Annotated in this window: 10 protein-coding genes; 6 read left to right on the top strand and 4 right to left on the bottom strand. The window is 69.2% G+C overall.

The genetic code is table 11. The annotated features are described in order from the left end of the window. Nucleotides 1-7 precede the first annotated feature (7 nt). A complete protein-coding gene (locus ACFHPP_RS05370; RefSeq protein WP_437162236.1) occupies nt 8-1111 on the bottom strand; it encodes an extracellular solute-binding protein in 1104 nt (367 codons plus the stop codon). Nucleotides 1112-1217: 106 nt separating this feature from the next. On the opposite strand from ACFHPP_RS05370, the gene ACFHPP_RS05365 reads away from it, so the two are divergent. From ACFHPP_RS05365 to ACFHPP_RS05350, 4 genes are all read left to right on the top strand, one after another. Further along, the gene (locus tag ACFHPP_RS05365; protein WP_437162235.1) at nt 1218-2540 is read left to right on the top strand and encodes an NAD(P)/FAD-dependent oxidoreductase; all 1323 of its coding nucleotides are present in this window, start codon (nt 1218-1220) and stop codon (nt 2538-2540) included. Then, nucleotides 2537-4144 (top strand): amidohydrolase, encoded by a 1608-nt coding sequence (locus ACFHPP_RS05360; protein ID WP_437162234.1) that lies wholly within the window; start codon nt 2537-2539, stop codon nt 4142-4144. The genes ACFHPP_RS05365 and ACFHPP_RS05360 overlap by 4 nt, the downstream gene beginning before the upstream one ends. 61 nt (nt 4145-4205) lie before the next feature. Continuing rightward, on the top strand, nt 4206-5081 hold the full coding sequence (locus tag ACFHPP_RS05355) for a DMT family transporter (protein WP_437162233.1): 876 nt from the start codon (nt 4206-4208) through the stop codon (nt 5079-5081). Next, nucleotides 5078-6913, top strand: a complete 1836-nt coding sequence (locus ACFHPP_RS05350; protein WP_437162232.1) for an ABC transporter ATP-binding protein — start codon at nt 5078-5080, stop codon at nt 6911-6913. Before ACFHPP_RS05355 ends, ACFHPP_RS05350 begins: the two co-directional genes overlap by 4 nt. 1 nt (nt 6914) lies before the next feature. On the opposite strand, the gene ACFHPP_RS05345 is transcribed toward ACFHPP_RS05350, so the two are convergent. Beyond that, nucleotides 6915-7358: an acyl-CoA thioesterase gene (locus tag ACFHPP_RS05345; protein WP_437162231.1), complete on the bottom strand. Its 444-nt coding sequence runs from the start codon at nt 7356-7358 to the stop codon at nt 6915-6917. Nucleotides 7359-7441: 83 nt separating this feature from the next. On the opposite strand from ACFHPP_RS05345, the gene ACFHPP_RS05340 reads away from it, so the two are divergent. Further along, complete coding sequence (locus tag ACFHPP_RS05340) at nt 7442-8422, top strand: class I SAM-dependent methyltransferase (RefSeq protein ID WP_437162230.1); 981 nt, start codon at nt 7442-7444, stop codon at nt 8420-8422. 28 nt (nt 8423-8450) lie between these two features. On the opposite strand, the gene ACFHPP_RS05335 is transcribed toward ACFHPP_RS05340, so the two are convergent. Then, nucleotides 8451-9836 (bottom strand): ABC1 kinase family protein, encoded by a 1386-nt coding sequence (locus ACFHPP_RS05335; RefSeq protein ID WP_437162229.1) that lies wholly within the window; start codon nt 9834-9836, stop codon nt 8451-8453. 4 nt (nt 9837-9840) lie between these two features. Continuing rightward, entirely contained in the window at nt 9841-11655 is a 1815-nt protein-coding gene (locus ACFHPP_RS05330) for a M3 family oligoendopeptidase (protein ID WP_437162228.1), read from the bottom strand. Nucleotides 11656-11755: 100 nt separating this feature from the next. Here ACFHPP_RS05330 and ACFHPP_RS05325 point away from each other — a divergent pair, with 100 nt between their 5' ends. Beyond that, nucleotides 11756-13474, top strand: coding sequence for an AMP-dependent synthetase/ligase (locus ACFHPP_RS05325; protein ID WP_437162227.1), 1719 nt, complete (start codon nt 11756-11758; stop codon nt 13472-13474). Nucleotides 13475-13554: the final 80 nt, after the last annotated feature.

Here is a 13554-nt window from a genome sequence, read left to right as displayed (position 1 = left end):
AGAATCCTCAGCCCGTGACCATGTCGATGTAGTCCGCATTCGCCTGCGCGTAGTTCTGCCCCCACCAGCGGCCATCCTGCGCCACCTGCACCCGCGCATTCGCCGGGTCGGTCGGGTTGAAGCGCTTGAACTCTGCCGGCACCAGCGCTGCCGCGCGTGGGTTGGTCGGACCGTTGCCGAGGAACTTCAGCAGTTCCACCTGCGGTTCCGCATTCGCCAGCATGGAAGCCAGCAGCTTCTGCACCAGGTCGCCGCCCGGATTGCCACGCGGGCTGACGAAGATGCCTGGCTGCAGGATGCCCTGGTTCCAGATGAACTTGAACCTTCCGTTGCTCTCCTGCTCCAGCACCTTGGCGCGGGTGTGCCAGATCATGCCCATCACCGCCTCGCCGGTGCGGATGAACTGCTCCGACTCGGACCCGCTGGTCCAGAAAACCAGGCTGCGGCGGATCTCCCGCACCTTCGCCAGGCAGGCGCGGATATCCAGCGGGTAGAGGTTCGCGATGTCCTTCCCGAGCGCCATCTGCGCGCCATCCAGCGCGCCGGCGGCGTCGCGCCGCAGCAGCCGCGTGCCGGGGAATTTCTGCAGGTCCCAGAAATCCGCCCAGCCGGTCGGCGCACCATTCGGGAACTTGGTGCTGTCATAGACCAGCACGTTGCTGAAGGAATACGGGGCCGCGCCGTGTTCCAGCGCGAAGGTCGGGCCAATGACGTTGCTGCGATCGACCACCGAATAGTCGACCTTGTTCAGCAGGTTCATCCCGCCGAGCAGATAGGACGAGGTCGCCGAGCTGTCGCACAAATCCCACGTCACCCGCCCGCTCTCGACCATGGACCGGATGCGCCCGGCGGACGGCCCGGTGCTGTCCTGCACCACGGTGACACCCGGATTCGCCGCGCTGAACGGCGCGCCGTAGAAATTGCCAAATCCCTGGTTCGCCACGCCGCCCCAGTTCACCATGACGAGTTGCCGCGCCGCTTGCGCCTGCGCCCCCTCGCCCACCGCGACGCCGAGCGCCGCCAGACCGGCCATCAGCCCGCGCCGGCTGATCTCGCCGCGCTGGAACTTCCGAAAAGCCAGCTCGACGCAATCCTGCTGGAAGCTTTGCATACGAAATCCCCTTTTTCTGTGAAGCTCCCGGTGGTGCCCTTGATCCGGAGCCCGTCCGGCAGGAACCTTGCCCGTACGAGTGAACAGCGGGACGCGCGCCACGGCAATGTCTGATCTTCATCCGCTTTTCGCGCCCGGCTTCAAGGCCCGTCCCTGGTGGTGGGAAGCCGCCGAGCCGGCGGCGCGCGACAACACCCTGCCGGACCACACCGCGGTCGCCATCGTCGGCGGCGGCTATGCCGGCCTTTCGGCCGCGCTGACGCTGCGCCGCCTGGGCCATGAGGTGACGGTGCTGGATGCCGAGCGCATCGGCTGGGGCGCCTCCTCTCGCAACGGCGGCATGGTCTCGGGCGGCCTCAAGGTCGCCTCCACCGGTCTCGCCGAGACCTATGGCGAGGACGGCGCGCGCCGCATCACCGAAGCCGCCGCCGCCTCCTTCCCCTTCATCGAGGACACCATCGCGCGGGAGGGTATCGACTGCGACTACGTCCGCTGCGGCCGCTACCTCGGCGCCTGGTCGCCCGGTCACTACAAGGCGATCGCGGCCCGGGCGGAGTGGATCGCCAACGTCACCGGCCTGCCGACCGAAATGATCCCGAAATCCCGCCAGCGGGAATTCCTCGGCAGCGACCACTACCATGGTGGCATGGCCGCCGCCGCGACCGGCAGCCTGCACCCCGGCAAATACGCCCGCGGCCTGTCCGCCGCCGCCGAGAAGGCCGGTGCACGCCTGGTCGACGGCGTGCGAGTCGCCGGCGTGAAGCAGGAAGGCTCCAGCTTCCGGCTGGCCACCGACAAGGGCGAGTTGCGCGCCGATGCCGTGCTCGTCGCCACCAACGGCTATTCCAAGGATGCGCGCGGCACCGCCCTGCCCTGGCTGGCGAAGCGCCTGATCCCCCTGAACTCCTACATCATCGCGACGGAGGAACTGCCGCAGGAGACGATGGACCGCCTGTTCCCGGGCCGCCGCATGATCAGCGACAGCAAGCGCGTGCTGAACTACTTCCGGCCCTCGCCGGACGGCAAGCGCGTCCTGTGGGGCGGCCGCGCCAGTTTCCGGGCCGCGACGGCCGAACAATCCGCGCCGACGCTGCATGGCTACATGACGGCCACGTTTCCGGAACTGGCGAAGACGCGCATCACGCATGCCTGGACCGGTTATGTCGCCTTCACCTTCGACTACCTGCCGCATATCGGCGTGCAGGACGGCGTGCATTTCGCCGCCGGCTGCCAGGGCAGCGGTGTCGCCATGGCAACCTGGCTCGGCCACAACGTCGCGCTCAAGCTGGCCGGCGCCGCCAATGAGCGTTTCGCGCTGGACGGCCTGAACTTCCCGACCCGCCCCACCTACACCGGCACGCCCTGGTTCCTGCCCTTCGTCGGCGGCTGGTACCGGCTGCGCGACCACATCGACCGGATCGCCGCATGAGCCCCGATTTTCTCCTGCTCAACGGCCGCATCGCGACCATGGACGCGGCCGGCAGCCAGCACACCGCCCTCGCAGCCCATGACGGCCGCATCGTCGCCCTCGGCACCGACGACCTGCGCAGCCTCGCCGGCCCACGGACAAAAATCCTCAACGCCGAGGGTCGCCGCGTGCTGCCCGGCATCGTCGACAGCCATGCCCATCCGGATGCCTACGCGCTCCGCCTGCGCGGCTGGACGCTGGTCTCGCCGGACCTCGTGCAGACCCGCGACGCGCTGCTGTCGCGCATCCGCGCCCGCTGCGCCGCCGCCGCGCCAGGCCAGTGGTGCGCCTTCTACCGGCTGAACGAACGCGCTTCCGGCGGCTATCCGACGCTGGCGGAACTGGACGCCGCCAGCCTCGGCCGGCCGATCTTCATCCTGCGCACCGATGGCCATCTCGGCCTCGCCAACGCCGCCGCCTTCGCCGCCTGCGGCGTCACCGCGGACACGCCCGACCCGCCCTTCGGCCGCTTCGACCGCCTGCCGGGCGGCGCCTTCACCGGCCTGGTAAGGGAGACCGCGGCGCATGTCTTCCTCAACGCCGTGCACGGCCAGGATTCCGAGGCCGACATCGCGGAGGGCATGGAACAGGTGCAGGACCAGTGCCTCGCCGCCGGCATCACCTCCGTTGCCAACTCGCTCACCCCGAGCAAAGCGATCCGTGCCTACCAGAAGATGCAGCGGGAGGGGCGCTGGCGGATGCGCATGGGCATCATCGCCTCCGGCCGCGACGAACCGCTGATCCCAGCCCTGATCGCCGCCGGCCTCCAATCCGGATTCGGCAACGACACGCTGCGGCTGATCGGCGTCGAATGGTGCCCGGATTGCTCCACCTCCGGCCGCACCGCCGCCTACTGGGACCCCTACCAGGGCGCTCCGATCCCGGGCGAGCCGGTGCCCAACACCGGCATGCTGCTGTACGAGCGGGAGGACCTTACCGCCCGCGCCACCGCCGCCCATGCCGCCGGGCTGCAGGTGATGATCGAGGGCGTCGGCGACCGCGGCATCGACTTCGCGCTGGATGTCATGGAAGCCGCGCTGGCCGCGCATCCCGTGGCCGACCACCGCATGCGGGTCGAGCATTGCTGCTACGTCACGCCGCCCATCCTGGCGCGGCTCAAGCGGGGCGGCTTCGTGGACAGTTCCGCGACCGGCTTCATGGACGAACTCGGCGAAGCCTACGTCGCCAACCGTGGCCAGGACGCGATGCGCCACATGTGGCCGCATCGCAGCCTGATCGATGCCGGCATCCCCGCCCCTGGCCATTCCGATTTCGCCGTTTGCCGGGTCTCGCCCTGGACCGCCCTCGCCGCCATGGTCACCCGCCGCACCACCACCGGCGCCGACCTCGACATGCGGGAGGCGATCACGCCGCTGGAGGCACTGCACGCCTACACCACCCTCGGCGCCTGGGCGCAGCGGGAGGAAGCGGACAAGGGCAGCCTGGAGATCGGCAAGCTCGCCGACCTCATCGTGCTGGACCGGGACGTGCTGAACGGCGAGGACATCGCCAACACCTGCGTCCTGGCCACCATCGTCGGCGGCGAACTCCGCCATCAGGCTTGATCACCCCAATCCCCTCTCCCGTAGTGCGGGAGAGGAAGGGGCCCACCCGCAGGGTGGGAGGGTGAGGGCCGCACCCACCCGACTCACCCCCGCCGACACCATCCTTCTGCTGGTCCTCTGCGCCGCCTGGGGCTTCGCCCAGGTGGCAATGAAGCTGGGTGGAGAGGGAATATCCCCCCTCGTCCAGGCGGGCCTGCGATCCGCCCTTGCCATCCCACCCCTGTTGGCCTGGTGCTGGCTTCGGAAGGTCCAAATCTTCCGCCGCGATGGCTCGCTGCCGCCCGGCCTGCTCTGCGGCGCGCTGTTCGCGCTGGAGTTCTGGGCGATCTTCGCCGCGCTGCAACACACCACCGCCGCCCGCGTCGCCGTGCTGGTCTACACAGCGCCCTTCTTCGCCACCATCGCCACCCATTTCCTGCTGCCCGACGACCGCCTTACCCCGCGCAAGCTCACCGGGCTGCTGCTGGCCCTCGCCGGGCCGCCAATCCTGTTCGCCGACCGCCTCGGCGAGGCGCAGTTGTACGGCGATGCCCTCGCCCTGCTCGCCGGCTGCGCCTGGGGCGGCACCATCGCCACCATCAAGGCCAGCCGCCTGACCCGCATCGCGCCGGAGCGCACCCTGCTGTACCAGCCTGCCGTCTCGGCCTTCCTGGTGCCGCTCGGCTACGCCCTGGGCGAGCCCGGCATCTTCGCGCCCACCCCCGTCGTCTGGCTGGCGCTGGCCTACCAGGTGCTGGGCGTCGCGGTGGTCAGCTATGTGGCATGGTTCTGGATGGTCTCCCGCCACCCGGCCTCCCGCCTCGCGCCCTTCCTGTTCCTGACGCCGGCCTTCGGCGTGGTCTTCGCGGCAGCGATCCTGGGCGAGCCGATCACGGCTGGCCTGCTGCTCGCCCTCGCCCTGGTCGGCGCCGGCATCTTCGTGGTGAACCGGGGATGAGCGGCAAGTCCTTCCGCGAACGCCTCGGCGCGCTGCGCAATCTCGCCCCGTTCCTCGCCATGGTCTGGCGCACCAGCCCGTGGCTCACCGCCTGTGCGCTGCTGCTGCGCCTGGGACGCGCTCTGCTGCCGGTGGCAGCGTTGTTCGTCGGCAAGCTGATCATCGACGACGTTGTGCTGCTGCTGGGCGAGCAGCCGCGCCCCACCCCGGCCGAATGGCTGGAATCCGGCCGGCTGGACTGGCTCGCCTGGCTGATCGCCGCCGAATTCGCGCTCGCCATCCTCGGCGACGTGCTCGGCCGCGTCGTCTCCCTGGTCGACACGCTGCTGGGGGAGCGTGTCGCCAACGCCGCCTCCATCCGCCTGATGCGCCACGCCGCCACGCTGGACCTCGAGGATTTCGAGGATGCCGCCTTCCAGGACCGGCTGGACCGCGCCCGCCGCCAGACCAGCGGGCGGATGAGCCTGATGGGCCTGCTGTTCAACCAGGTGCAGGACATGGTGACGGTGGCCAGCTTCGCCGCCGGCCTGCTGTTCTACGCGCCCTGGCTGATCGTGCTGCTGCTGGTGGCGCTGGTCCCGGCCTTCCTCGGCGAATCGCACTTCAACGCCCAGGGCTACGCGCTGGACTACGGCCGCACGCCGGAACGCCGCGAACTCGACTACGTCCGCGCCACCGCCGCGAGCGCGGAGACGGCGAAGGAGGTGAAGGTCTTCGGCCTGAACGGCTTCCTGATCGACCGCTTCGCCCAGCTTTCCGCCGCCTTCTACGCCGGCAACCGGCGCCTGGCGTTGCGGCGCGCCGGCTGGGGCGGCGCCTTCACCGCGATCGGAACCGTGGGCTACTACGCCGCCTTCGCCTTCATCGTCTGGCGCACGCTGGAAGGCGCCTTCAGCGTCGGCGACCTGACGTTCCTCGCAGGCTCCTTCCGCCGCCTGCGCAGCCTGCTGGAGGGCCTGCTCTCCGGCTTCTCCACAACCGCAAGCCAGGCGCTGTACCTCGACGACCTGTTCAGCTTCTTCGAGGTGAAGCCGGAGATCCTCTCGCCGGCCAACCCGCTGCCCATCCCATCGCCGATCCGCCAGGGCTTCGTCTTCGAGGATGTGGGCTTCCGCTACCCCGGTGCGGAGCGCTGGGCCGTCCGCCACCTGTCCTTCACCCTGAACGCCGGCGAAGTGGTCGCCCTGGTCGGTGAGAACGGCGCCGGCAAGACGACGCTGGTGAAGCTGCTGACCCGCCTCTACGACCCGGATGAGGGCCGCATCCTGCTCGATGACCAGGATCTGCGCGCCTACGACGTCGATGCGCTGCGCGCGAGCATGGGCGTCATCTTCCAGGATTTCGTGCGCTACAACCTGACCGCCGGCGACAACATCGCCGTCGGGCGCATCTCGGCGCGCGAGGACGCGGCCCGCATCACCCGCGCCGCGCAGCGCAGCCAGGCGGATGCCGTCATCGCCCGGCTGCCCGCGGGCCTGGAGCAGATGATCGGCAAGCGCTTCAAGAACGGCGTCGAGCTGTCCGGCGGCGAATGGCAGAAGATCGCCATCGCCCGCGCCTACATGCGGGAGGCCGAGGTGCTGATCCTGGACGAGCCCACCGCGGCACTCGACGCCCGCGCGGAATACGAGGTGTTCGCGCGCTTCAAGGAACTCAGCCAGGGCCGGACGGCGGTGCTGATCTCGCACCGGTTTTCAAGCGTCCGCATGGCCGACCGCATCCTGGTCCTCGCGGACGGCAAGGTGGAGGCGCAGGGCACGCACGAGGCGCTGCTGGCCGCGGGTGGGCGCTATGCCGAGCTGTTCGAGTTGCAGGCCGCCGGCTACCGCTGACTCACCCGCGCCGCAGCGCCAGCCGCTGCGCAGGTTCCGCCACCCGCATCCGCGCGAAGATTGTCAGGACATCCTCCGGCCAGGCCGCCACCCGCCGCGTCGCCAGATCGACGCAGAGAAACAGCACCTCGTTCTCCGCCGAGAGGAACCCCTCCTCCGCGTGGTACAACCGGTGCCGCAGCAGCAGGCGCTTGGCGTCGAAGGCCAGCAGCGCGGTCTCCGCCGCCAACGGCGCATCCAGCACCACCTCGCGCCGGTAGCCCTGCCAGGATTCGACGGCGAAGGTGCCCAGCCCCCGCGCCCGCAGCCCCGGCCCGAGGCCCCATTCCGGCCAGACCTCATCCGTCGCCAGGTCGAAGACCACCAGGTAGTAGGCCAGGTTCATGTGGCCGTAGTGGTCCACCCACTCCGGGCGAACCCGGCCCAGCGGTCGCCTCGTCTGCATCAATCCGGCTCCCGACAGTCTTGTCATCTCGCGTGCTTTTTAATACGATAACGAAATAAGATGGTTCGAGGAATTCCCGCGGCATGTCCAGGGTCGAATTGCTGTTGGCCGGCGCCTCGAAGACCTCGCGCATCCTGGAGATCGGCCCGAGCCATGCGCCCATGGCGCCCCGCAGCCGCGGCTGGAACACCACCATTGTCGACCACGCCTCGCGCGACGGCCTGATTGCGAAGTACCGCGACGATCGCAGTGTCGATACCTCCCGCATCGAGGAGGTGGACGTGGTCTGGCACGACGGCCCGCTGCATGCCGCCATTCCCGCCGAACACCACGGCAGCTTCGACCTGCTGATTGCCAGCCATGTCATCGAGCACTTCCCGGACCCCATCGGCATCCTGCGCTCGGCCGAGCATCTCCTGCATCCGACGCGCGGCCGCATCAGCCTCGCAGTACCGGACAAGCGCAGCTGCTTCGACTTCTTCCGCCCCCCGAGCAGCACGGGCAAGCTGCTGGCCGCGCATCACGCACAGCGGATCCGGCACAGCCCTGGCGACATCTTCGACACGACGGCCTATTTCGCGACGCTGAACGGCGCCTCCGGCTGGGCGGTGCAGCCGAGCCACGCGGCCCTTGTCAGCAACAGCCTCGACCATGCCTGGCGCGCCTTCCAGGACACCAGGGAGCAACCGGATTCGGCCTATCAGGACTGCCATGCCTGGGTCATGACGCCGGCCAGCTTCGAGTTGATGATCCTGGAGGTCGCCCGTACCGGTCTGATCGACTGGCACATTGAAAGCGTTGCACCGCAGGCCGGGGTGGAGTTCCTGGTGCAGATGCACCGAGGGCGGGAGCAATTCGCCTCGACCGAAGCCTTCGAGGCAAGACGCCTCGCCCTGCTGCGCCGCTGCGTCGCGGACCTGCATGAATGGACCACCGCCATGCTCGGCGAGACGGCCCTGCCCCTGCCCCTGCCTCGACAGGGGACGCTGGCACAGCAGGTCTGGCGCCGCTTCGTCCCGGTTCCGGTTCGCGCCGCCGTCGCGCGTGCCCGCGGCCTGGGATAGGGAGGGCGCGACCGCCGGACCATCTCATTCACCCCACCAGGCTGTCCGGCACCTTCGCCGCCAGTACCGCCGCGCGCTGGCGTTCCGCCACCGCGGCTTCGGAATGGTCGTGCACCAGTTCCATGAACAGCCGGTGCCAGTTCGCCTTCGCGCGCAACCGGAAGAACACGCTGCCCAGGCCGATCGCGGCGCGGTCCATCAGCGGGAATTCGCGCGGGATCTTCACCCCACCCGTCCGCTTCAGCCCCTCATGCACCGTCTGCGCCACCTTGCGGCCGTAGCTCGGATCCTCGCTCGGCGTGATGGAGCGGACCTTGTCCTCGACCAGCGGCTCGTACAGGAACCGCGCCCAGAGGTTCAGGACCTCCATGGTTTCCTTCGACAGGTTGCGGAAACCCCAGATGCGGTAGGCCTCCGCCGCCTTCTCCCGGTCGTCGTCGCGCACCGCCTCGTACAGCATCACCACGCCGGTGACGAAGCTCGCCGGGAAGATGCGGATGACGCCGAAATCGAGCAGGTTCACGCCATGCCCCACCTCGGCATCCTCGCGCACCTGGTAGTTGCCGAGATGCGGGTCGCCGTGGATCACGCCGTAGCGGTAGAACGGCACGTACCAGGCGCGGAACAGCGCGGTGGCATAGGCGTTGCGCTCTTCCTCGGGCGGGTCTTCCTCCAGCCGGCGGAGAATCGGCCGGCCTTCCAGCCAGCTCATCGTCAGCAGACGCTTCGTGGTCAACTCCGGCACGGCAACCGGCACCGCGACGCCCGGCGTGCCCGCCAGCATGGCGCCGTACAGGCGCATGTGGCTGGCCTCGCGCTCGTAATCCAACTCCTCCCGCAGCCGTGCCGAAAGCTCCTGGTAGGCCTCGGCATTGTCGAGCGTGCTGTCCATCCGCCGGTACAGGTTCAGCGCCACCTTCAACTGGCGCAGGTCCGCCTCGACGATGCTCGGCATGTCCGGGTATTGCAGCTTGCAGGCCACCTCGCGGCCATCCGGCAGCGTGCCGCGATGCACCTGCCCCAGGCTCGCCGCCGCGACCGCCTCCTGGCTGAAGGTCTTGAAGCGGGACTGCCAGGCCGGGCCCAGCTCACCCTGCATCCGCCGGCGCACGAAGGACCAGCCCATCGGTGGCGCGTTGGATTGCAGCGTGGCCAGTTCCTGCGCGTATTCCTCCGGCAGCGCCTCCGGCACCGTCGACAGGAACTGCGCCACCTTCATCAGCGGGCCCTTCAGCCCGCCGAGGATCTGCTTCAGATCCTCCGCATGCGCCATCTTGTCGGTCTTGATGCCGAGGAAGCGCTGCCCCGCCACCCGCGCGGCGATTCCTCCCACGGCGCCCGAAGTGCGCACCATGCGCCGCATCTCGCCGAACAGCGTCGACTGGTTCCGATCCAGGGGCCGGTCATCGGGCATGGGCTCAGGCCGTCCTTTCCAGCGCGTCGGCCGCGGAAACCCGCTCCAACTCGTCGATGAAGCCGGAGATGACGTCGAGGCCCTTGTTCCAGAAGGCGGGATCGGACGCATCCAGGCCGAAGGGTGCCAGCAGTTCGCGGTGACGCTTGGTGCCGCCGGCGCGCAGCATCTCCAGGTACTTTTCCTGGAACCGCGGATGCCCGTCGCGGAACACGCCGTACAGCGCGTTCACCAGGCAGTCGCCGAAGGCATAGGCGTAGACGTAGAACGGCGTGTGCACGAAATGCGGGATGTAGGCCCAGTAGACGCTGTAGTCCGGCGTGAAGTCGAAGGCCGGGCCGAGGCTTTCGGTCTGGATCTGCATCCAGATCTCGCCGATCCGCTCATGCGAGAGCTCGCCCTTGCGGCGCTCGTCATGCAGCAGGGTCTCGAACCGGTAGAAGGCGATCTGGCGGACAACGGTGTTCAGCATGTCCTCGACCTTGCCGGCCAGCAGCGTGCGCCGCTTCCGGGGATCGGCTTCCGCATCCAGCACGGCGCGGAAGGTCAGCATCTCGCCGAATACGCTGGCCGTCTCCGCCAGCGTCAGCGGCGTGGAGGACATGAGATAACCCTGCTGCGCCGCCAGCACCTGGTGCACGCCATGGCCGAGTTCATGTGCCAGCGTCATCACGTCCCGCGCGCGGCCGTGGTAGTTCAGCAGCAGGTAGGGGTGCGCGGAGGGCACGGTGGGGTGCGCGAAGGCCCCCGAAGCCTTGCCCGGCCGCAGCGCCGCGTCGATCCACGGCTTCTCGAAGAACGGCGCCGCGATGCGCTCCAACTCCGGGCTGAAGGCGCCATAGGCGGCGCGCACGCGGGTCACCGCCTCCGGCCAGGGGATGGTGCTGTCGCTGTCTTCCGGCAGCGGCGCGTTGCGGTCCCAATGCATCAGCTTGGGCAGGCCGAGCCACTTCGCCTTCATCAGGTAGTAGCGATGCGACAGCCGCGGCAGGCTTTTCCACACCGCCGAGACCAGCGCGTCCACCACCTCGTCCTCGACCATGTTGGCGCGGTTGCGGGCACTGGTCGGGCGCGGGTACTGGCGCCAGCCGTCGATGATCTCCTTGTCCTTCGCCAGGGTGTTGGTGATCAGCGAGAACAGCCGCACCCGCTCCCCGAACGCCGCCGAGACCCCCTTCGCCGCCGCGGCGCGCACCGACCGGTCGGCCGAGGAAAGGTTATTCAGCGCCGCCGAGACGGTCAGCTCCTCCCCCGCCACATCGACGCGCATGCTGGCGGTGGTTTCGTCGAACAGGCGGTTCCATGCGGAACGGCCGGTGACCTCCTTCTCATGCAGCAGCTTCTCCAGCTCGTCCGAAAGCTGGTGCGGCCGGAACACGCGCAGGTCGCGCAGCCAGGGGCGGAAGCGGGTGAGCGCCGCGGATTGCCGGCATTTCGGCTCCAGCGCCGCATCGTCCAGCCGGTTCAGCTCCAGCGTCAGGAACAGCAGGTGGCTGCTGATCGCCGTCACCCGTTCCTGCACCGTCTGGTAGAAGCGGCCATTTTCCGCCGATTGCGCATCGCCGGAGAAGACCAGCTGGGCATAGGACATCGCCCGGCCGAGCACCTCCTCGATCCGCTCATAGGTCGAGATCGCGGTGGCCAGCGCGTCGCCGGACAGGCCGATCAGCCGGCCGGCATGGCTGGCGTTGAACGCCTTGGCCTCGTTCTCGGCCCGGTCGAGGTCGGCGTTCAGGCGCGGGTCGTCCGGCGCCGCGTACAGATCCGAAAGGTCCCAGGTGGGCAGGCTCTCGGCGGAGGAATCCTGGCTAATCGTCACGGTGTCCCTTGTGTCCGGCGGCTGTTGCCCCTGGATATAGACGTGCGACGGTCAAGGCCAAGCCGTGGCGTGCCAAACGGCCGATGGGGGGATCAAGAGGGTGACCAAAACCGGCGCTTCGGACTGGACCAGCCTGCCGCACATGATGCTGGACCTGGCGCGCGGCTGGCACGCCAGGCCGATGCTGCGGCATTGGCAGGGCGGCGCCTCGACCGGCGCCTGGCACGCGATCACCTGGGGCGAGTACGCCCACCGCGTCGCCGCCATGGCCGCCCTCCTGCGCGCGAGGGGCGTCTCGCCCGGCGACCGCATCCTGCTGGTCTCGGAGAACCGGCCCGAATTTCCCATCGCCGATACCGCCACCATGGCGATCGGCGCCGTCACCGTGCCGACCTACGTCACCAACACCGTGGGCGACCACGCCCATATCCTGCGCGACAGCGGCGCCACCGTCGCCATCGTCTCGACCCACCGGCTGGCCGAACGGGTGGCGGAAGCCGCCGTCCAGGCCGGCCGCACGCTCGACCTGACGATCTGCATGGAACCCGGGGCGCCGGGCTGCCTTGACTGGGCGGAGGCCATCGCGACGCCCGCCGACCCGGCGATGCTGCTGGCCGAGGCCGAGTTGATCCCGCCCGGCCGCCTCGCCTGCCTGGTCTATACCAGCGGCACCGGCGGCCTGCCCAAGGGCGTAATGCTGCCGCACCGCGCCATGCTGGCGAACCGGGAAGGCGTGGCCCGCATCGCCAACCGCCTGCACCTGGACGGCACGCCCTACCTGTCCTTCCTGCCGCTGTCGCACAGCTACGAACACACGGTGGGTGGCTTCCTGCTGCCCTCGCTGGGCCTGGAGGTGGTCTATTCCCGCGGTGCGGACCGCCTGGCCGCGGAATTGAAGGAGATCCAGCCCACCGTCATCACCGCCGTCCCCCGCCTGTTCGAAGTGCTGCGCGGGCGGATCGAGGCGCAGGTGGAGAAGGACGGGGGCTTCAAGGAAAAGCTGTTCCGCCAGGCCCTGGCACTCGGCCTGCGCCGGCTGGACGGCCCGCCCTTGTCGATGCTTGAGAAGATCCAGGACGCCGTGCTGGACCGCCTGGTTCGCGCCAAGGTGCGCGAGCGCTTCGGCGGCAAGCTGCTGGCCCTGGTCTCCGGCGGCGCCCGTCTCGATCCGGACCTCTCGGGCTTCTTCCTGGCCATGGGCCTGCCCGTCATCCAGGGCTACGGCCAGACCGAAGCCGGCCCCGTCATCAGCGTCAACCCGCCCTGGGCCAACCACCGCAGCACCGTCGGCCCGCCCCTGCCGGGCGTCGAGGCCCGCATCGCCGAGGACGGTGAGTTGTGCGTGCGCGGCGACCTGGTGATGGACGGCTACTGGAACGACCCGGACAGCACCGCCCGCGCCCTGATCGATGGCTGGCTGCACACCGGCGATGTCGGCGAAATCACCGATGGCTATATCCGCATCACCGACCGCAAGCGGGACTTCATCAAGACCCTGGGCGGCGACATGGTCAGCCCCGCCAAGCTCGAGAGCCTGCTGATGGCCGAGCCCGAGATCACCCAGGCCGTCGTCGCCGGCGAGGGGCGGCCTGCGATCGTGGCGCTGGTGGTGCCGGCGGACGGCATGGCCGACAAAGTCCAGGCCGCCATCGCCCGCGTGAACGGCCGCCTATCCAACATCGAGCGCATCCGCGGGAGCACCGTGGTCGAGCCCTTCACGGTGGAGAACGGCCTGCTGACTCCCACGATGAAGGTCAAGCGCCGCCTGGTCCTGGAACGCCACGCCGCGGCGGTGGAGGGCCTGGCGAAGCGCGGCTGATCGTCTCACCGCCCGCGCAACATCGCGCAATCCTGGATCATGCATGATGTGACACCGTTCCGTCTCCGATCGGACGTGCC

Origin of the sequence: Falsiroseomonas sp. E2-1-a20, assembly GCF_051433195.1 — a bacterium.
Taxonomy (GTDB): Bacteria; Pseudomonadota; Alphaproteobacteria; order Acetobacterales; family Acetobacteraceae; genus Falsiroseomonas.
The sequence above is the reverse complement of the archived record's forward strand: the minus strand, read 5'-3'. Positions and strand labels throughout refer to the sequence as shown.